General features: G+C 72.5%; 18 protein-coding genes. 15 read left to right on the top strand and 3 right to left on the bottom strand.

Annotated elements, in window-relative coordinates:
- Positions 1–53 precede the first annotated feature (53 nt).
- The 7 genes from Mco01_RS35920 (at position 54) to Mco01_RS35890 (ending at position 6565) form a co-directional block, all read left to right on the top strand.
- Complete coding sequence (locus tag Mco01_RS35920) at positions 54–1118, top strand: MBL fold metallo-hydrolase (RefSeq protein WP_204061273.1); 1065 nt, start codon at positions 54–56, stop codon at positions 1116–1118.
- Between the two features lie 303 nt (positions 1119–1421).
- The gene (locus tag Mco01_RS35915) at positions 1422–2429 is read left to right on the top strand and encodes an ABC transporter substrate-binding protein (RefSeq protein ID WP_204061272.1); all 1008 of its coding nucleotides are present in this window, start codon (positions 1422–1424) and stop codon (positions 2427–2429) included.
- Complete coding sequence (locus tag Mco01_RS35910; protein ID WP_204061271.1) at positions 2426–3235, top strand: ABC transporter ATP-binding protein; 810 nt, start codon at positions 2426–2428, stop codon at positions 3233–3235. Before Mco01_RS35915 ends, Mco01_RS35910 begins: the two co-directional genes overlap by 4 nt.
- A complete protein-coding gene (locus tag Mco01_RS35905) occupies positions 3228–4055 on the top strand; it encodes an ABC transporter permease (protein WP_204061270.1) in 828 nt (275 codons plus the stop codon). Before Mco01_RS35910 ends, Mco01_RS35905 begins: the two co-directional genes overlap by 8 nt.
- Entirely contained in the window at positions 4052–5407 is a 1356-nt protein-coding gene (locus Mco01_RS35900; protein WP_204061269.1) for an LLM class flavin-dependent oxidoreductase, read from the top strand. The genes Mco01_RS35905 and Mco01_RS35900 overlap by 4 nt, the downstream gene beginning before the upstream one ends.
- A 49-nt stretch (positions 5408–5456) precedes the next feature.
- On the top strand, positions 5457–5972 hold the full coding sequence (locus Mco01_RS35895) for an NADPH-dependent FMN reductase (RefSeq protein ID WP_204061268.1): 516 nt from the start codon (positions 5457–5459) through the stop codon (positions 5970–5972).
- Positions 5969–6565 carry a flavin reductase family protein gene (locus Mco01_RS35890; RefSeq protein WP_204061267.1) on the top strand — a complete coding sequence of 199 codons (597 nt, stop codon included), beginning with the start codon at positions 5969–5971 and terminating at the stop codon, positions 6563–6565. Before Mco01_RS35895 ends, Mco01_RS35890 begins: the two co-directional genes overlap by 4 nt.
- A 14-nt stretch (positions 6566–6579) precedes the next feature.
- On the opposite strand, the gene Mco01_RS35885 is transcribed toward Mco01_RS35890, so the two are convergent.
- The gene (locus Mco01_RS35885) at positions 6580–7638 is read right to left on the bottom strand and encodes an NAD(P)H-dependent amine dehydrogenase family protein (RefSeq protein WP_204061266.1); all 1059 of its coding nucleotides are present in this window, start codon (positions 7636–7638) and stop codon (positions 6580–6582) included.
- A gap of 207 nt (positions 7639–7845) precedes the next feature.
- On the opposite strand from Mco01_RS35885, the gene Mco01_RS35880 reads away from it, so the two are divergent.
- From Mco01_RS35880 to Mco01_RS35870, 3 genes are read left to right on the top strand one after another with little or no spacing between them, the layout of a single operon-like run.
- Positions 7846–8775: an SDR family oxidoreductase gene (locus tag Mco01_RS35880; RefSeq protein WP_204061265.1), complete on the top strand. Its 930-nt coding sequence runs from the start codon at positions 7846–7848 to the stop codon at positions 8773–8775.
- 10 nt (positions 8776–8785) lie between these two features.
- Positions 8786–9292 (top strand): SRPBCC family protein, encoded by a 507-nt coding sequence (locus tag Mco01_RS35875; protein WP_239104178.1) that lies wholly within the window; start codon positions 8786–8788, stop codon positions 9290–9292.
- Positions 9293–9331: 39 nt separating this feature from the next.
- Positions 9332–9838 carry a DinB family protein gene (locus Mco01_RS35870; RefSeq protein ID WP_239104177.1) on the top strand — a complete coding sequence of 169 codons (507 nt, stop codon included), beginning with the start codon at positions 9332–9334 and terminating at the stop codon, positions 9836–9838.
- A 3-nt stretch (positions 9839–9841) separates the two neighbouring features.
- On the opposite strand, the gene Mco01_RS35865 is transcribed toward Mco01_RS35870, so the two are convergent.
- Positions 9842–12202, bottom strand: a complete 2361-nt coding sequence (locus Mco01_RS35865; protein ID WP_204061264.1) for a glycoside hydrolase family 65 protein — start codon at positions 12200–12202, stop codon at positions 9842–9844.
- The gene (locus Mco01_RS35860) at positions 12199–12942 is read right to left on the bottom strand and encodes a beta-phosphoglucomutase family hydrolase (protein ID WP_204061263.1); all 744 of its coding nucleotides are present in this window, start codon (positions 12940–12942) and stop codon (positions 12199–12201) included. The genes Mco01_RS35865 and Mco01_RS35860 overlap by 4 nt, the downstream gene beginning before the upstream one ends.
- A gap of 176 nt (positions 12943–13118) precedes the next feature.
- On the opposite strand from Mco01_RS35860, the gene Mco01_RS35855 reads away from it, so the two are divergent.
- The 5 genes from Mco01_RS35855 (at position 13119) to Mco01_RS35835 (ending at position 19433) form a co-directional block, all read left to right on the top strand.
- Entirely contained in the window at positions 13119–14303 is a 1185-nt protein-coding gene (locus tag Mco01_RS35855) for an ROK family transcriptional regulator (protein WP_204061262.1), read from the top strand.
- Positions 14304–14311: 8 nt separating this feature from the next.
- On the top strand, positions 14312–15934 hold the full coding sequence (locus Mco01_RS39970) for a sugar ABC transporter ATP-binding protein (protein ID WP_204061261.1): 1623 nt from the start codon (positions 14312–14314) through the stop codon (positions 15932–15934).
- A complete protein-coding gene (locus Mco01_RS35845; protein ID WP_239104176.1) occupies positions 15927–16958 on the top strand; it encodes an ABC transporter permease in 1032 nt (343 codons plus the stop codon). Before Mco01_RS39970 ends, Mco01_RS35845 begins: the two co-directional genes overlap by 8 nt.
- A 132-nt stretch (positions 16959–17090) precedes the next feature.
- Positions 17091–18149 carry an ABC transporter substrate-binding protein gene (locus Mco01_RS35840; RefSeq protein ID WP_204061260.1) on the top strand — a complete coding sequence of 353 codons (1059 nt, stop codon included), beginning with the start codon at positions 17091–17093 and terminating at the stop codon, positions 18147–18149.
- A gap of 105 nt (positions 18150–18254) precedes the next feature.
- Positions 18255–19433, top strand: a complete 1179-nt coding sequence (locus Mco01_RS35835; RefSeq protein ID WP_239104175.1) for a Gfo/Idh/MocA family protein — start codon at positions 18255–18257, stop codon at positions 19431–19433.
- The last annotated feature ends 56 nt before the right edge of the window (positions 19434–19489 follow it).

The following is a 19489-nucleotide window of genomic DNA, read 5'->3' as shown; positions in this document are numbered from 1 at the left end:
TCGGGAGAGGGGGACAATCAGGCGGGACCGGGCTGCGAGAGGGGCAGGGGCCGATGAGCAAGACGAAGGTGACCGCGGCGAACCAGGAGCAGCGCGCGGCGTGGCTGGACGGGCGGCTGCCCGAGGTCGAGCGCGTGCGGCCGGGGCTGTGGTCGATCCCGGTGCCGATCCCGATCAACCCCCTGCGGTACGTGCTGGTCTACGCCCTGGAGGTCCCCGACGGCGTGGTGATCATCGACGCGGGCTGGAACACCGACGAGGCGTTCACCGCGCTCGCGGCCGGACTCGGCGTCGCCGGGTACGCGATCACCGACGTCAAGGCCGTGCTCGTCACGCACATCCACCCCGACCACTACGGCCTGGCCGGCCGGATCCGGGAGACGTCCGGCGCCTGGATCGGGCTGCACCCGGCCGACGCGCGGCTCGTCCACGACCGGTACGACGACTCGGCCATCGAGGCGCTGATGGCTCGGGAGCGGTCGCTGCTGCTGCGGTCGGGGGTGCCCGAGATGACGGCCCAGGAGCTGGCCGGGGCGTCGATGATGATCCGCCAGTTCGTGACGATGGCGGCGCCCGACCGGCTCATCGAGGACGGCGACCGGCTCGACCTGCCGGGGTGGGACCTGCGGGCCATCTGGACGCCCGGCCACTCGCCGGGCCATTTGTGCTTCGTGGAGCCCGGCCGCCGGGTGCTGTTCTCCGGCGACCACGTCCTGGCCAGGATCACGCCGATGGTGGCGGTGCACCCGCAGTCGGGCCCGAACCCCCTCGCCGACTACCTCGACGCCCTGCGCGCGGTGGGCAAGCTCGACGTCGACGAGGTGCTGCCCGCCCACGAGTTCCGCTTCCTCGAGCTGGGCGAGCGGGTCGACTACGTGATCGGCCACCACGAGGAGCGGCTGGCCGAGGTGGAGCAGGCGGTGACCGCCGTCCCCGGCTCGACCTGCTGGGACATCGCGCGGCAGCTGCGCTGGTCGCGGGCCTGGGACGCGATCCCGCCGCACATGCGGCGGGCGGCCAACAACGAGGCCCTCGCGCACCTGGTGTGGCTGGAGGCGCGCGGCACGGTCTCCCGCGTCGCGGGCGAGCCGGAGCGCTGGTATCCGGCGGAGTCCTGAATATCCCTGCAAAAGCAGTAGGAAATGTTGACTATGCCCCGGGATGCGTTTAGCGTCTCGGGTATGAGCCAGGGCCTGTACTTGATCCGGCGCGTCCACGTGGACTTCGGCCACATCCTCAGCGCGCAGTGTCGTCGCGTCGCCCCCTAGCACAGGGGGGATGTCCGCCCCACGACGGGCGCGGCGCACCCGACGTCCCGTCGCCCCCTTTCCCGCCGCGCGCGCCCCCTTCCGCCCCCGGCCGCGCGGACCAGCGGTCGGCGGCTCGTCGAGCCGCCGCGTGTACAGCTCTGAGGACTTCGCATGCGCGCGTTCAGAATCGCTCTCGTGTCCACGCTGCTCGCGGCCCTGTCCGCCTGCGGCTCGTCGGGACCGCCCAGAGGCGGCGAGGTCGCCGAGTTGCGCTACCAGGGCAACGCGGGAGCCGTCACACTCCCCGAACTGGCGGCCGACCTCGGTTACCTCGGCACGGTCAAGCTCAAATGGGTCGGCAACACGATCAGCGGCCCCCAGGACATCCAGTCGGCGGCCACCGGCCAGACCGACTTCGGCGGCGCCTTCAACGGCGCGGTGGTCAAGCTCGTCGCCGCGCGGGCGCCCATCAAGGCCGTCATCAGCTACTACGGCTCCGACAAGGACGCCTACAACGGCTTCTACGTCCTCGACGGCGGCCCGATCAGATCGGCCAGGGACCTGATCGGCAAGAAGGTCGGCGTCAACACGCTCGGCGCCCACCTGGAGGCGGTGCTCAAGGAGTACCTCCAGCGGCAGGGCCTGACGAAGGAGCAGGTCGCGCAGGTCCAGCTCGTCGTGGTGCCGCCGGTCGACACCGAGCAGGCGCTGCGCCGCGGGCAGATCGACGTGGCCTCGCTCGGCGGCATCCTGCGGGACAAGGCCCTGGAGCGCGGCGGGATCCACCCGCTGTTCACCGACTACGAACTGCTCGGAGCGTTCGACGCCGGCACGTACGTCCTGCGGAACGACTTCATCCGGGACAACCCCACCACCACGAGGGCCTTCGTCACCGGGGTGGCCAAGGCCATCGAGTGGAGCAGGACGCACCCCCGCCAGGAGGTGGTCGCCCGGCTGAAGGCGATCATCGCCAAGCGCGGGCGCAACGAGGACTCCACGGCCGTCGGCTACTGGAAGAGCTTCGGCGTCGCCAGCACCGGCGGGGTGATCGACGACAAGGACTTCCAGACCTGGATCGACTGGTTGCAGCGGGAGGGCGAGCTCCGGCCCGGCCAGGTCAAGGCGGCCGACGTCTACACCAACGCGTACAACCCCTATGCGAACGGAGGCGCGAGGTGACCGCCACCACGGCGAAGATCGCCGTACGCGGCGTGGGCAAGGTGTTCCGCACCCGCGACGCCGACCGGCCGTTCACCGCCCTGGACGGGGTGGACCTCGACGTGCGGGAGGGGGAGTTCCTCACCCTGGTCGGGCCGAGCGGCTGCGGCAAGTCGACCCTGCTCGACCTGATCGGCGGGCTGGCCGCACCCACGTCCGGCGAGATCCTCCTCGACGGCGAGCCGGTCACCGGGCCGGGCCTCGACCGGGGCGTGGTCTTCCAGCAGTACGCGCTGTTCCCGTGGCGCACGGCCCTGGCGAACGTCGCGTTCGGGCTTGAGGCGAAGTCGGTCCCGAGGCGTGAGCGGGAGGAGCGGGCCCGTCACCATCTCGGCCTCGTGGGGCTGCGCGGGTTCGAGGACCGCTACCCGCACGAGCTGTCCGGCGGCATGCGGCAGCGGGTGGCCATCGCCCGGAGCCTCGCGTTCGACCCGGACGTGCTGCTCATGGACGAGCCGTTCGCCGCGCTCGACGCGCAGACCCGGGAGTCGCTCCAGGAGGAGCTGCTCGGCATCTGGGAGCGGACCGGCAAGACGATCGTGTTCATCACCCACGGCATCGACGAGGCCGTCTACCTCGGCCAGCGGGTGGCCGTGATGACCTCGCGGCCGGGCCGGATCAAGCAGGTCATCGACGTCGAGTTCGACTCGCGGACCGGCGACCTGCGGGCGGACCCTCGGTTCGGGGAGTACCGCCACCGGCTGTGGACGCTGCTGCGCGACGAGGTCGCCGCGGCCAGGGAGCAGGAGGTGGCCCGCGTTGGCTGACACGCTGACCTCGCCCGCGGCCGTGTCGGCGCCGGCGCTCGAGCGGTCCCGCGGCGGGGGGATCGCGGCCCGGCTGGGCGCCTTCGGCAAGCGGTCGCTGGCCGTGGCCCTGCTGCTCGCGCTGTGGGAGATCCTCCCGAGAGCCGGTGTGGTGGACCGCGTCTTCCTGCCGCCCCTGTCCGAGGACCTGGCGGCGTGGGCCGACCTGCTGCGCAGCGGGGAGCTCCTGGAGCACACCGAGGCCAGCGTGGCCCGGTCGCTCACCGGGTTCGGCCTGGCCATCGTCGTCGCCATTCCGCTCGGGCTGCTGATCGGCTGGTACAAGCCGGTGGCCGAGTTCCTCAGCCCGGTGCTTGAGCTGTTCCGCAACACCTCGGCGGTGGCGCTGCTGCCGGTCTTCACACTGATCCTCGGCATCGGCGAGACCTCGAAGATCGCGTTCGTGCTGTACGCCTGCGCCTGGCCGATCCTGCTCAACACGATCAGCGGCGTGAAGACGGTCGACCCGCTGCTGGTCAAGTCGGCCCGGTCGATGGGGCTGCCGCCCGCCCGGCTGTTCCAGAAGGTGCTGCTGCCCGCCGCCGTGCCGGCGATCTTCACGGGCGTCCGGCTGGCCGGGGCGTACTCGATCCTCGTGCTGCTGTTCGCGGAGATCGTCGGCGCCAAGGCGGGGCTCGGCTACCTCATCAACGCGGCCCAGTCCAGCTTCCGCATCCAGGACATGTACGCCGGGATCATCACGATCTCCGTCATCGGCCTGCTCTTCAACCAGCTCCTCGTCCATCTGGAGCGCCGCTTCTCGACGTGGAGGACCACATGACCAGGAGACTGCACCTCAACGCCTTCCTGATGGGCGTCGGGCACCACGAGGCGGCGTGGCGGCACCCGCGGACCGAGCCCCGCCGCGTGACCGACGTCCGGCACTTCCAGGACCTCGCGCGGATCGCGGAGCGGGGGAAGCTCGACTCGGTCTTCCTGGCCGACGGCCTCGCCCTCTGGGGCAACGTCCGGCACAACGCGCTCGGCGGGCTCGAACCGCTCACGCTGCTGTCGGCCCTGGCGGCCGTGACCGAGCACGTCGGGCTCATCGCCACCGTGTCCACGACGTACAACGAGCCGTTCCACGTGGCGCGGAAGTTCGCCTCGCTCGACCACATCAGCGGCGGCCGGGCCGGCTGGAACATCGTGACCTCGGCAGGCGAGGCCGAGGCGCACAACTTCGGCATCGAGCGCCCGCCGCACCGCCTGCGCTACGAGCGGGCGACGGAGTTCCTCGAGGTGGCCACCAAGCTGTGGGACAGCTGGGAGGACGACGCGGTCCTGGCCGACCGGGTCGGCGGCGTCTACGCCGAGACGGCCCGCATCCATCCGGTGGAGCACGTGGGCGAGCACTTCCGGGTGCAGGGCCCGCTCAACACCCAGCGGCCGCCGCAGGGCCGCCCGCTGCTGGTCCAGGCCGGGTCGTCCGACGACGGCAGGGACTTCGCCGCCCGGCACGCCGAGGCCGTGTTCACCGCCCAGCAGACCCTGGAGGAGGGCCAGGAGTTCTACGCCGACCTCAAGGTGCGGGCGGCCCGGTACGGCAGGCGGCCCGAGGAGATCCTCGTCCTGCCCGGCATCTCGCCCATCCTCGGCTCGACCGAGCGGGAGGCGCTGCGCCTGGAGAAGGAGCTGGAGGACCTCATCATCCCGGCGTACGGCGTGGCCCAGCTGTCCAACGTCCTCGGCGTCGACCTGTCGGGACACCCGCTGGACGAGCCGCTGCCCGAGATCCCGGAGCGCACCGAGGGCCAGCAGAGCCGGCTGAAGCTGGTCGTCGACCTCGCGCGGCGCGAGCGGCTGACCATCCGGCAGCTCGTCGGCAGGCTCGCCGGCGGCCGCGGCCACCGGGTGGTCGCCGGTACGCCGGAGCAGGTCGCCGACCAGCTTCAGGAATGGTTCGAGAACGGCGCGGCCGACGGGTTCAACGTCATGCCGCCCATCCTTCCGGCCGGCCTGGAGGACTTCGTGGACCACGTGGTCCCCGAACTGCGGGCCCGCGGCCTGTTCCGCCACGAGTACGAGGGCCGGACGCTCCGTGAGCACTACGGCCTGGCGAGGCCCGCGAGCCGCTACGCGGCGGCCGCGGACGCCCCGCCGCAGGAGGAGCCCGCCGTGGCGGTCCCCTCGTGACCGCGCCGGAGGGGAACCGGCACAGCTCAGCACTGTTAGGGAGGACCGCATGGGCATCGTGACGCTGGTGGGGAACCCGAGGGACGGCTCGCGCACGCTCGCGGTGGCCGTCCGGGCGGCCGAGGAGATCGCCAAGGGCACCGGGACGTCCGCGCCGGTGGACGTGGTCGACCTCGCCGGCCTGGCGGCGCACCTGTTCGCCCCCGGGCCGTCGTCGGGCGTGGAGGTGGCGCTCGAGCTGGTTCGCGAGGCCGACGTCCTCGTGGTGGCCAGCCCCACCTACAAGGGCACGTACACGGGCCTGCTGAAGGCGTTCCTCGACCGGCTGCCGCACCGGGCGCTGGCCGGCACGGCGGCGCTGCCGCTGCTGGTCATGGGGGACGCGAAGCACGCGCTGGCGGTCGAGGTGCACCTGCGCCCGCTGCTGGTCGAGCTCGGCGCGACCGTGCCCACCCCGGGGCTCGCCGTACTGGAGTCCCAGATCCCCGACCTCGACGGCGTGCTGGCCGCGTGGGCCGGTCAGGTGGTCCCGCAGCTCCCCTTCCGCCAGGAGGTGTCCGCATGACGAGCGACGCCGCCACGTCCGCCGGGGAGGAGGGCGGCGCGGCCGTGCACGGGCCCGCGCCGGAGGGCCCCGCCCCGGCGCGGCTGCGGCTCGTCTCGTCGCACGGCGACGCGTCCGTCGGAGGCGACGAGTTCCGCCGTGCGCTCGCCGAGCACGCGGCGGGCGTGGTGGTGATCACGGCCCGGCCGGAGGGGGTGCCGGTCGGGCTCACCGCCACGTCGTTCTCGTCGGTGAGCCTGTCGCCGCCGCTGGTCTCCTTCTACGTGGCGCAGTCGTCCACGACGTGGCCGTGGCTGCGGCGGGCCGACCTGTTCGCGGTGAACATCCTCGGCGGCCACCAGGCCGACCTGGCGGCCCGGTTCGCGAAGAAGAGCATCGACCGGTTCGCCCACCCCACCCGCTGGACGCCGGGGACGGACGGGGTGCCGCTGCTCGACGACGTGCCGGCCCACCTCCTGTGCCGCCCCCACCACACGGTCGAGGTCGGCGACCACTTCCTGGTGGTCGGGCTGGTCACCTCGACGGTGGTCTCCGGCGGCGGGCGGCCGCTGCTGTACCACCAGGGCAGGTTCGGACGGTTCCTCCCCCACTGAGCGGGACCGGCCGGTCAGGCGAGGCGGACCGTGCCCCGGCCGGTGGCGAGGGGCAGGTCGAGGATCGTGCGGATGCCCGGCGGCGCCGCGCACACGGAGGCGATCGAGTTCACCGCGTGCGCGGCGGCGCCGGCGAGGCCGTGGGTGACCTCGTCCACCCTGATCGCCATGCCCGGCTGGCCCTCGATGTGGATGGCGAAGCCGGGCTCCGCCCAGCGCCGCACCTTCCGCGCGTCGGCCTTGTAGACGCACTCGACGGTCATGAACGGGCGGTTGCGCACCAGCCCGGTGAACATCCAGCGGGAGGCGCACACCGTGCCTGGACGCACCGTGCCCGCCGCGATCTCGAACTCCTCGCCGGCCAGCTCGTACTCGTCCGTCTCCTCGATCTCGTCGAGCCGTACGCCGAGGGCGGCGGCGACGAGCTGGACGCTCTCGGCGAACAGCGACCGCTGGAACGCCCGGAACGGCCGGACCGTGCCCGCGTAGTCCTTCGGCTCCCGGGTGAACCCGATGAGGTCGGTCACGATCTCCCGCGACGGGTGACCCCGGTAGTCGGAGGTCTCGCGGACGTAGATGTGGTCGAGCCGGGTCGACAGGCCCGACAGCGCGAGCGGCAGCAGGTCGCTCATGAACCCCGGGTTGATGCCGGTGCCGTGCAGCGACGCGCCGCCGCGCGCGCAGGCCGTCTCCAGCCGGTCGACCACCCCCGGCCCGTACGCCTGGGGGTAGACGAAGCCGGTGGTGGTGACGACGTTCTTGCCCGACAACAGCAGCGCGCAGATGGTCTCCACGTCGGTCGCGGGATCGCCGCCGAAGTAGGACGCGGGCAGGGGCATGTAGAGCACGCAGTCGGCGTCGAGCGCCAGCACGTGGTCGACGTCGTCGGTGCAGGCCACCCCCGCCTCCCCGACGCCCACCAGCTCCCCGGCGTCGCGGCCGACCTTGTCCTGGTCGTAGACGAGCACGCCGGCCAGCTCGAACTCGGGCCGCGTGATCACACTGCGCAGCGCGTACCCCCCGACCGCGCCCGTGGCCCACTGGACGACGCGTAGGGGTCGGGTCGCGGGCATGGGGCCTCCAGCCAGAGTCGAATCTGGGCGAGGCCGTGCTGGGAGAGGTGTCATCGTCGACCCACGCCCGTGCGGGGGCCAGAACTATAGCAGGAATTCACAATTTTGATCACTATCTGCGGCGTCGCGCTTTCCGCCCGCTTCGGGTCCCCACGTCGGCCGGTTATTGTGCTGCAGTACCAGAACCTTGTTCTCTCAGGAGGCGCCATGTCCGAGGTCCCGGTTTCCGACGCGGGCTCCGAGCTCAGGTTCGACGGGAAGGTCGCGGTCGTGACGGGGGCGGGGCAGGGGCTCGGCCGCTCGCACGCCCTCCTGCTCGCCCGCCGCGGTGCGAAGGTCGTGGTGAACGACCGGGGCGGCGCCCTCGACGGCACCGGCGCATCCGCCGGCCCGGCGGCCGACGTGGCGGAGCTGATCGGCAAGGAGGGGGGAGAGGCGGTCGCCAGCACGGACGACGTCGCCACCCCCGAGGGTGCGCAGGCCCTGGTCGCGGCCGCCCTCGACGCCTTCGGCCGGATCGACATCGTGGTGAACAACGCCGGCATCCTGCGGGACAAGTCGTTCGGCAAGATGTCGGTCGAGGAGTTCGACGCCGTGCTCGCCGTCCACGTGCGCGGCTCGTTCCTCGTCAGCCGCGCCGCCTTCCCCCACATGAAGGAGCAGGCGTACGGCCGGATCGTCAACACCTCCTCGCCCGCCGGGCTGTTCGGCAACTTCGGCCAGGCCAACTACTCCACGGCGAAGATGGGCCTGGTGGGCTTCACCAAGACGCTCGGCATCGAGGGCGCCCGCGCGAACATCAAGGCCAACGCGATCGCGCCCGTCGCGTGGACGCGGATGACCGAGGCGCTGCTGCCCGCGGAGTTCGAGTCGAGGTTCACCCCCGAGCGGATCAGCCCCCTGGTGGCGTACCTGGCCCACGAGAGCTGCCCGGTCAGCGGCGAGGTGTTCTCGGTCGGGGCCGGGCGGGTCGCCCGCGTGTTCGTCGCCGAGGGGCCGGGCTGGCGGACCGACGACCTCACGGTGGAGGCGATCCGCGACAACTGGGACGCCGTCATGACCGAGCAGCCGTACCTCCAGCCGACCGCGCTGGGGGAGCAGGCCACCGCGTCGCTCCAGGCCATGCTCCGGCCCTGAGCCGGCCCGCATGAGCCGGCGGGCCGGTGCGGCAGGATGTAGCCCGACGTCCGCCCCCGGCCCGTACGGCCCCGGCATCCCCGAGGAGATCGCCATCGCCTCCATCCGGCACGAGATCGTGATCGACGCCCGTCCCGAGACGGTGTGGGACGCCGTGCGGGACGTGGGGGCGGTGCACGAGCGGCTGCTCCCCGGCCGCGTCCTCGACACGCGGATCGAGGGAGTCGAGCGGACCCTCGTCTTCCCGCACGGGGGAGTGGTCCGCGAGCTCATCGTGGACGTCGACGACGACGCGCGCCGGCTGGCGTACGCCGTGGTCGAGGGCGCCCGCCCGCCGCTCGCGCATCATCACGCGGCGTTCCAGGTGCTCCCGGAGGGCGCGGACCGCACCCGGCTCGTGTGGACGACCGACCTGCTGCCGGACTCGGCGGCGCCGGAGGTCCGCGTCCGGATGGAGCGGGGCGCGGAGGAGATGAGGCGGACCCTGGAGACCGCCGCAGGACCCGGGCGGCCGTAGGGTGAACGGGTTCCGGCCACAGAGGAGAGGACGCGGGCAGTGACCGTCGAACGCATCGGACCGCCCACGGTGGCGGGGGAGCGCGAGATGCTGCGCGCCTTCCTCGACTACCACCGGGCCACGCTCGAATGGAAGTGCGAGGGCCTGTCGGACGAGGACCTGCGCCGCCGGTCGATGCCGCCCTCGACGCTGTCGCTGCTCGGCCTGGTCCGGCACATGGCCGAGGTCGAGCGCACCTGGTTCCGCCGGGTGATCGGCAAGGAGGACGTCCCGCTCGTCTGGTCGGACGAGGGCGACTACCAGGCGGCGTACGACGCGACCGGGGCGACCCGCGCGGAGGCGTTCGCCGCCTGGCGCGAGGAGGTCGAGCACTCCCGCCGGATCGAGCGTGAGGCGGAGTCGCTCGACGTCACCGCCTACCAGCCGCGCTGGGAGCAGGAGGTCTCGCTGCGGTTGGTGATGCTCCACCTGATCCACGAGTACGCCCGGCACAACGGGCACGCCGACTTCCTCCGCGAGGGCGTCGACGGGACCGTGGGCGCCTGACCGTCACGTGGCGCGGGGGCGGCGGGGCACCGGCTCGCGCCCGGGCGGCTGGCGCACCTCCAGGCGGGGGAACGGCGGCGACGGGACGGGCCGGGTGACCGGCTGCCGGCCCAGCCGGATCTCCTCGCCGTGGTGGGCGAGCGTGAGCGGCGGCCCGTCCAGCAGCTCGTACGTGGCCGCGCCCGGAGTGACGTCCACCCGCAGCAGGCGGCCCCGGTACCGCAGCCGGAACGCGAGCCGGGTGAGCGCCGAGGGCAGCCGGGGGGCGAAGCACATCAGGCCCTGCCCGGCGCGCATGCCGCCGAACCCGGCGACCAGCCCGGTCCACGCCCCGGCCAGGGAGGCCATGTGGACCCCGTCCCTGGTGTTGTGCTCCAGGTCGCGCAGGTCCATCAGCGCGGCCTCGCCCAGGTAGGCGTGGGCCAGCTCCAGCTGCCCGACCTCGGCCGCCAGCACCGCCTGCGTGCACGCCGACAGCGACGAGTCCCGCACCGTCAGGGCCTCGTAGTAGGCGAAGTCGCGGGCCTTCTGCTCGGGCGTGAACGCCTCCCCGCACAGGTGCAGCGCCAGCACGAGGTCGGCCTGCTTGACCACCTGCTTGCGGTAGAGGTCGAAGTACGGGAAGTGCAGCAGCAGCGGGTACTGCTCGGGCTTGGTGGCGGCGAAGTCCCACAGGGCGTGCCGGGTGAAGCCCTCGCTCTGCGGGTGGACGCCGAGCCGCTCGTCGTACGGCACGAACATGGCGGCGGCCGCGTCACGCCAGACCGCCACCTCCTCCAGCGACACCCCGAGCTGCTCGGCCTGGTCGAGGTGCCGCGTCGCCACGTCGACGGCGGCGCGCAGGTTCCGCTGAGCCATCAGGTTCGTGTACACGTTGTTGTCGGCCACCGCGCTGTACTCGTCCGGGCCGGTCACGCCGTCGATGCGGTACTTGCCCTCGGCGTCGTGGTGACCGAGCGCGCACCACAGCCGGGCGGTGGACACGAGCAGCGGCAGGGCCGTCTCCCGCTCGAACGCCTCGTCCTCCGTGGCGTCGACGTACCGGACCACGGCGTCGGCGATGTCGGCGTTGACGTGGAACGCGGCGGTCCCGGCCGGCCAGTAGCCCGAGCACTCCTCGCCGTTGATGGTCCGCCAGGGGAAGGCCGCGCCCTTCAGCCCGAGCTGCGCGGCCCGGTCCTCGGCGAGCGGCTGGATCGACCGCCGCCAGTCCAGCGCGTCCGCGGCCGACCGCGGGTGGGTGTAGGTGAGCACGGGCAGCACGAACGTCTCGGTGTCCCAGAACGCGTGGCCGTCGTACCCCGAGCCGGTGAGGCCCTTGCCGGGGATCGGCCGCCGCTCCAGCCGGGCGCCCGCCTGGAGCAGGTGGAACAGCCCGAACCGGACGGCCTGCTGGACCTCCGCGTCGCCCTCGACCTCGACGTCCGCCCCGGCCCAGAACTCGTCGAGGAACCGGCGCTGGTCGGCGCACAGGCCGTCCCAGCCGGTCAGCCTGGCCGCCGCCAGCGCGGCCACGACCTGGTCGTGCAGCGCGGGCCGGGAGCGCTTGGCCGACCAGCCGTAGGCGAAGAACTTGATCAGGCGCAGCGACCGGCCCGGCTCCAGCCGGGTGGCGACCGTCACCCGGTTCACGTCGCCGCCGCCGTCCGGCTCGATCCGGGTGCCCTCGGGGCCGTCGATCTCGTGCCGCATGGCGGCCGCCATCCGCAGCCCGCTCAGGCGGGTGCGGTGCACCATCACGCCCACCCCGTTGTCGGCCGCCTCGTTCTCCTCCAGCACGAGCGGGGCCTCAAGCACGGCGGCGGCGCGGGGGTCGTCGGCCAGGTGGGGGACGGTCTCGTTGGCGACGAGCTCCGACTGCAGCACCACGTTGAGCGGCTGGCCGACGGCCTCGACCTCGTAGCGGACGGCCGCGACGGCGCGGTGGGTGAACGACACCAGCCGGGTGGAGGTCACCCGGAGCCGCCCTCCGGCCGGGGAGGTCCAGTCCACCCGCCGGACCAGGGTGCCGGCGCGCATGTCGAGGACCCGTTCGTGCGCGTGCAGCGTGCCGTACCGCACGTCGAACGGCTCGTCGTCGGCCAGCAGCCGGATCAGCTTGCCGTTCGTCACGTTCACCACGGTCTGGCCCGCCTCGGGGTAGCCGTAGCCCCCCTCGGCGTACGGCAGGGGCCGCACCTCGTAGAAGGAGTTGAGGTAGGTGCCGGGCAGCCCGTGCGGCTCGCCCTCGTCGAGGTTGCCGCGCAGGCCGATGTGCCCGTTCGACAGCGCGAAGACCGACTCCGTCTGCGCGAGCACGTCCAGGTGGAGACGGCACTCGCGGACGGCCCACGGCTCGACCGTGAAGGCCGGGTGCTGGATCACGGCCGGTCCAGCAGCTCGGCGAGGTCGGTCACGACGACGTCGGCGCCGCTGTCGCGCAGCGCGTCCGCCTGCCCCACCCGGTCGACGCCGACGACGTGGGCGAAGCCGCCCGCGCGCCCGGCCGCCACCCCGGCCAGCGCGTCCTCGAACACCGCCGCCTCGCCGGGCTTCAGGCCGAGGGCCTCGGCTCCCGCGAGGTACATGTCCGGCGCGGGCTTGCCCGGCAGGTCGCGCCGCCGCGCCACCACGCCGTCGATCCTGGCCTCCACCAGGTCCGCCAGGCCGGCGGCGGCGAGCACGTGCTCGGTGTTGGCGCTGGACGAGACGACCGCCCGGCGCAGGCCCGCCTCCCTCGCCGCGCGCAGGTAGCGCACCGACCCCTCGTACACCTCGACGCCCTCCCGGTCGAGGATGGCTCTGACCAGGTCGTTCTTGCGGTTGCTCAGGCCGTACAGAGTGGGGGAGCCGGGAGGGTCGCCGGGCGTGCCCTCCGGCAGGTCGATGCCGCGGGACTCCAGGAACGACCGGGTGCCGTCCAGCCGTTTCCTGCCGTCCACGTACCGGTCGTAGTCGTCCACGCGGTCGAACGGGACGAACGGCTCGCCCCTCCGCTCCGCCCGCTCGCGCAGGAAGTCGTCGAACATCGCCTTCCACGCCCCGGCGTGCACGGTGGCCGTACGGGTGAGCACGCCGTCCATGTCGAACAGGCAGCCGCGGACGCCGTCAGGCAGTCCCAGCATGGGCCTCTCCCTCCCGAGAGCTCCTCCGGCTCCATGCCTACCCAGGGAGAGGAGTCCTGCGCGTACCGGACACTTTTGCTGATTCCAGCGAAAGTTCGCATCAGATCCATAAAAGGTCTTCCCAGGGTGGCGGAAGAGAGGTACGTTCACGCCAATCACTGGGAGGCGGAGGCGGTGTGAAGCGCACAGCCAGGCCGGAGAACGTCCACCAGGCGACCCTGTTGCGGTTGCTTCGGGACGGGGGCCGCTCTCGGGCCGAGCTCGGCGACGTGGTGGACCTGTCCAGGTCGAAGCTGAACGTCGAGCTCGACCGGCTCGTCGAGCTGGGACTGGCCGAGCCGGACGGGCTCGCCGCGTCGCGCGGCGGGCGCCGGTCGGGCCGGGTACGGCTGTCGCCGCGGACCAGGTTCGCCGGGATCGACATCGGCGCCACGTCGATCGACGTCGCGGTGACCAACGGCGAGCTCGAGGTGCTCGGGCACCTCAGTGAGCGCGCCGACATCAGGGAGGGGCCGGCCGCCGTGCTGGAGCGGGCCGTCGAGCTGGTCGGCAAGCTCCGCCGCGAAGGCCTGTGCACCGAGCTGAACGGCGTCGGGATCGGCGTCCCCGGACCGGTGAGCTTCGCCGAGGGGGTCCCGGTCGTGCCGCCGATCATGCCCGGGTGGGACCGCTACCCGGTGCGCGAGACGATCGCCCAGGAGCTCGGCTGCCCGGCCATGGTGGACAACGACGTCAACATCATGGCCCTCGGCGAGCTGCACGCGGGCCTCGCCAAGAACGTGGACGACTTCCTGCTCGTGAAGATCGGCACGGGCATCGGCTGCGGCATCGTCGTGGACGGCAAGATCTACCGGGGCGTCTCCGGCAGCGCCGGGGACATCGGCCACATCCGCGTCGACGACCTCGGGCCGGTGTGCGCCTGCGGCAACTCCGGCTGCCTGGAGGCGTACTTCGGCGGGGCCGCCCTCGCCCGCGAGGCCGCCGCCCTCGCCCGTGCGGGCGGCTCCGCGCACCTGGCCGAACGGCTGGCCGTCGCCGGCGCGCTCACCGGGGAGGACGTGGCGGCGGCCGCCGCGCAGGGCGACCCGGGGGCGATCGCGCTCATCCGCGACGGCGGCCGCCGGGTCGGCCAGGTGCTCGCCAGCCTCGTCAGCTTCTTCAACCCGGGACTCGTGATCATCGCGGGCGGCGTGGCCAGGCTGGGCCACGTGCTGCTCGCCGAGATCAGGAGCGTCGTCTACCGGCGCTCCCTGCCGCTGGCCACGGGCAACCTCCCCATCGTGCTCTCCGAACTGGGGGACACGGCGGGCGTGGTCGGCGCGGCCCGGCTCATCAGCGACCACGTCTACTCCGCCATATAGGGAGAGCAATGGCCGAGGAGCAGCCCCTGCTGCGCGTGCAGGGCATCGTCAAGCAGTTTCCCGGTGTGCGGGCGCTGGACGGTGTGGATCTGGAGGTGCGGGCGGGGGAGGTGCACTGCCTGCTGGGGCAGAACGGGGCGGGCAAGTCGACGCTGATCAAGATCTTGTCGGGGGCGGTGCAGCCGGACGCGGGTGCGGTGCTGGTGGACGGCCGGGCGGTGCGGCTGTCGTCGCCGACGGCGGCGATGGCGGCGGGGATCGCGACGATCTACCAGGAGCTGGACCTGGTGGACGGGTTGAGCGTGGCCGACAACATCTTCCTGGGGCATGAGCGGGCGGCCGGAGGGTTCGTACGGCGTCGGGAGGCGCATCGGGCGGCGGCGGCGCTGCTCGGCCGGTTGGGGCACGCGGAGATCCGGCCGGGGCTGGAGGTCGGGCGGTTGGCTCCGGCGGGCAAGCAGATCGTCTCGATGGCGCGGGCGCTGTCGCGCGAGGCCCGGTTGATCATCATGGACGAGCCGTCGGCGGCGTTGGCGCACGACGAGGTGGCGAATCTGTTCCGGGTGATCCGCGAGCTGACCGCTCAGGGAGTGGCGGTGATCTACATCTCGCACCGGCTGGAGGAGATCCGGCAGATCGGCGACCGGGTGACGGTGCTGAAGGACGGGCGGACGGTCGCGGTGGGGATGCCGGCCCGGGAGACGGCGACGTCGTCGATCGTGGCGTTGATGACGGGGCGGAATGTGGAGTACGTGTTCCCGCCGCGGGGCTCGGCCGAGCTGGGGGCCGAGGTGTTGCGGGTGGAGGGGCTGAGCGTGCCGGGCCGCGTCGCCGATGTGTCGTTCGGGGTGCGGGCCGGGGAGATCGTGGGCCTGGCCGGGTTGGTGGGGTCGGGGCGGTCGGAGATCGTGGAGGCGGTGTACGGGGCGCGGCGGGCATCGGGGCGGGTGCTGGTCGAGGGGCGGCCGGTGCGCCGGGGTGGGACGGTCGGCGCGGTGCGGGCGGGGATGGGGCTGGCGCCCGAAGAGCGCAAGGCGCAGGCGTTGCTGCTGGACGACAGCGTGGCCGGGAACATCACGCTGGCGAGTCTCGGCCGGTATTCGCGGTGGGGGTGGCTGGATCGGCGGGCGGAGGCGGCCGAGGCGCGGCGGCTGGCGGAGTCGCTGGACATCCGGCCGCCGGATGTGCGGCGGGCGATCCGGACGTTGTCGGGGGGCAACCAGCAGAAGGCGGTGCTGGCGCGGTGGCTGGTGGAGGGGCGCAGGCTGCTGTTGCTGGATGAGCCGACGCGCGGGGTGGACGTCGGGGCGCGGGCGGAGCTGTACGCGTTGATCCGCCGGTTGGCCGACGAAGGGGTGGGGGTGTTGCTGGTGTCCAGCGAGGTGCCCGAGGTGCTCGGGCTGGCCGATCGGGTGCTGGTGATCCGGGAGGGCCGGCTGGTCCACGAGGCCCCCGCCGCCGACCTCGACGAGCACACGGTGCTCGACCTCGTGATGGTGTCCGCGGGCGGCCACGCCGCGGGCGGGGACACGGCCGGCGGCGGCACGGGGGTCGGTCCCGGCCCGGCCGGTGGGGGCGGTCACGACGACGGCGACGCAGAGATCTCTTCCGAAGGAGCGTTCCATGACTGAGGTGGATCCCGCCACGCACGCGAGTCCCGCGGAGGAGGCGGTGGCGGGGCGGCCGGGTGCGCCGGGCCGCTCGTGGGGGTGGGGCCGGGTGGGTGAGGCCCGGCATCTGGGGTTGGTGGCCGCGCTGGTGCTGCTGGCGGTCGTGGGGCTGGTGACCCGGCCGGACAACTTCGCGACCTCCTCCAACCTGGTGAGCATCCTGGCGTTGGCCTCGACGATCGGGGTGATCACGGTGGGGATGACCTTCGTGATCATCGGGGGTGGGATCGACCTGTCGGTCGGGGCGGTGATGGCGTTGGCGTCGGTGTGGGCCACGACGCTGGCCACCCAGTCGTACGGGCCGGTGGTGATGGTGGTCTGCGCGGTGCTGGTCGGCACCGGGGCGGGGCTGGTCAGCGGCTTCCTGATCGCCTACGGGCGGATGGTGCCGTTCATCGCGACGCTGGCGATGCTGGTGGCGGCGCGGGGCCTGGCCCAGCGGATGTCGGGGCAGCGCACCCAGTTGGTGCAGGCGGGCAACACCGCGATCGTGGAGTTGTCCACGACGCGGGTGCTGGGGTTGCCGTTGCTGGTGTACGTGTTCGCGGCGGTGGTCGCGGCGGGCTGGGTGCTGTTGAACCGGACCACGTTCGGGCGGCGGACGTTCGCGGTGGGGGGCAATCCGGAGGCGGCGCGGCTGGCGGGCATCGATGTGCGGCGGCACACGATGGTGTTGTACGCGTTGTCGGGGTTGTGCTGCGGGATCGCGGCTGTGCTGATCATGGCGCGGACCACGACCGGATCGTCCACGCACGGGGATCTGTACGAGCTGGACGCGATCGCGGCGGTGATCATCGGGGGGACGCTGCTGACCGGGGGGCGGGGCAGCATCATCGGGTCGATCCTGGGCCTGCTGATCTTCACTGTGATCACGAATCTGTTCATCCTGAACGGCCTGAACACCAGCGACCAGCTGGTGGCCAAGGGCCTGATCATCGTCGTCGCCGTGCTCCTGCAGCGACGCAGCCTTCGCACCAGTACCTGACCGTCGTCGGGGCCGTCCCCGACCTTCTCGCTCCTTCTCGTCCTTCGATGTCCCTTCTCCGGTCCGCGGCCGCATGGCCGCGGTCTGGGCCTCTCACGCCCTTTTCACCCCCTGATACCAAGGGAGAACGACATGACCAACTACTCCGGACGCCGGGGTTTCCTGCTCGGCGGCGCCGTCCTCGGGGCGGGCGCCCTGGTGTCGGCCTGTACGAGTAACGAGCCGGCGGCGGCCCCGGCCTCCGCGGCGGCGGCGCCGTCGGGCCCGGCCGGGGCCAACGACGCGCCGGGCACCGCGGTCACCATCGGGTTCTCCGCTCCGGCGGCCGACCACGGCTGGATCGCCGCGATCGCCAAGAACGCCCAGAGCGCCGCGGGGCGGTACTCCGACGTCACCTTCAAGCCGGTCGAGCCGACCAACGACATCAACCAGCAGATCTCCGCTGTCGAGTCGCTGATCCAGGCCAAGGTCAACGCGCTGGTCATCCTCCCCAACGACGGCCAGCAGCTCAACCAGGTCGCCCGCGCCGCGATGGACGCCGGCATCCCGGTGATCAACCTGGACCGGGTCTTCCCCGACAAGCTGTCCTACCGGACCTGGATCGGCGGCGACAACTACGGCATGGGGGTCGCCGCCGGGCACTTCATCGGCGACAAGCTGAAGAGCTCCGGGGCGTCCAACCCGGTCATCGTGGAGATCCAGGGCATCGCGACGCTGCCGCTGACCCAGGACCGCAGCAAGGGCTTCGCCGACGCGCTGAAGACCTACGGCTTCTCGGTGACCGCGCAGCAGGACGCCAAGTTCACCGTGGAGTCCGGCACCCAGGTCGCGGCGAACCTGCTGCAGGCCCACAAGAAGATCGACGCGATCTGGAACCACGACGACGACCAGGGCATCGGCGTGCTGGCCGCGATCAAGGAGGCCGGGCGGGACGAGTTCTTCATGGTCGGCGGGGCCGGGTCGGCCAACGCGATGCGGGAGATCCAGTCCGGCAGCAGCGTGCTGCAGGCCACCGTCACCTACAGCCCGACCATGGCCGCCTCGGCGATCCGGCTGGCCCGCCTGATCGCCCAGAACAAGGGCATGAGCGACCTGATGGAGAACGAGGTCCCCCAGTCCATCACCCTGGCCTCGGAGACCATCACCAAGGACAACGTCGCCCGCTACCTGCCCCTGGGCTTCGAATCCTGACCCCGCACCCTGGTTTGAGACTCTGATTCATGCCCGTCCGCCCTTCGGGGGCCGCACCCCCCGGGGGGCGGGACGGGCGCCGACATCGCGACAAGGGGGATCTTCGTGAGTGACAGCAGGCCCGTGCTGGGCGTCGGGATGGTGGGGTACGCGTTCATGGGACGCGTGCACTCCCACGCCTGGCGCAACGCCGGCGCGTTCTTCGACCTGCCGGTCCGGCCTCGGATGGCCGCACTGGCCGGCCGGAGCCGCGACCAGGCCGAGGCCGCCGCCCGCACGCTGGGCTGGGACAGCGCGGAAACCGACTACAAACGCCTGATCGACCGCGACGACATCCACATCATCGACATCTGCACCCCTGGCGACTCCCACGCGGAGATCGCCATCGCCGCCCTGGCCGCGGGCAAACACGTCATCTGCGAGAAGCCCCTGGCCAACACCGTCGCCGAAGCCGACGCCATGGCCCAGGCCGCCCGCGCCGCCGCGACCGCCGGCGTCCGCGCCATGGTCGCCTTCAACTACCGCCGCGTCCCGGCCGTCGCCCTGGCCAGACAGCTCATCGCCGCCGGCCGGATCGGCACCATCCGCCACGTCCGCGCCCAATACCTCCAGGACTGGATCATCGACCCCGACTTCCCCCTGGTCTGGCGGCTGCAGAAGGACAAGGCCGGCTCCGGCGCCCTCGGCGACATCGGCGCCCACATCATCGACACCGCCCAGTACCTCACCGGCCAGCGCCTGACCGGGGTGTCCGCCCTGACCCACACCTTCATCACCGAACGCCCCCTGCCCCAGACCTCCACCGGCCTGACCGCCCAGGCGGCCGCCGGGGAACAGCCCGAGCGGGGGACGGTCACGGTCGACGACGCCGCCCTGTTCTTCGGCCGCCTGGACGGCGGGGCGCTGGCCACCTTCGAGGCCACCCGCTTCGCCACCGGCCGCAAGAACGCGCTGCGCATCGAGATCAACGGCTCACTCGGCAGCCTCGCCTTCGACTTCGAGTCCATGAACGACCTGTGGCTGTACGAGACCAGCCAGGACCAGGCCGGGTTCCGCCGCATCCTGGTCACCGAAGGCGACCACCCCTACGCCAGCGCCTGGTGGCCCCCCGGCCACGGCCTGGGCTACGACCACGCCTTCGTCCACGAGATCACCGACTTTCTCACCGCCGTGGCCGCAGGGGTCGACCCCAGCCCCGGCTTCGACGACGGAGCACAGATCCAGCGCGTGCTGGCGGCCGTCGAACGCAGCGCCGCACACGACTCCGCCTGGACCACCCCCTGACCCTCACCGTGACCGACGCACCACGCGAAGACGAAAAGGAGCGGGCGATGAGCCGA

The sequence above is a fragment of the Microbispora corallina genome, from assembly GCF_016863035.1.
Taxonomy (GTDB): Bacteria; Actinomycetota; Actinomycetes; order Streptosporangiales; family Streptosporangiaceae; genus Microbispora; species Microbispora corallina.
The sequence above is the reverse complement of the archived record's forward strand: the minus strand, read 5'-3'. Positions and strand labels throughout refer to the sequence as shown.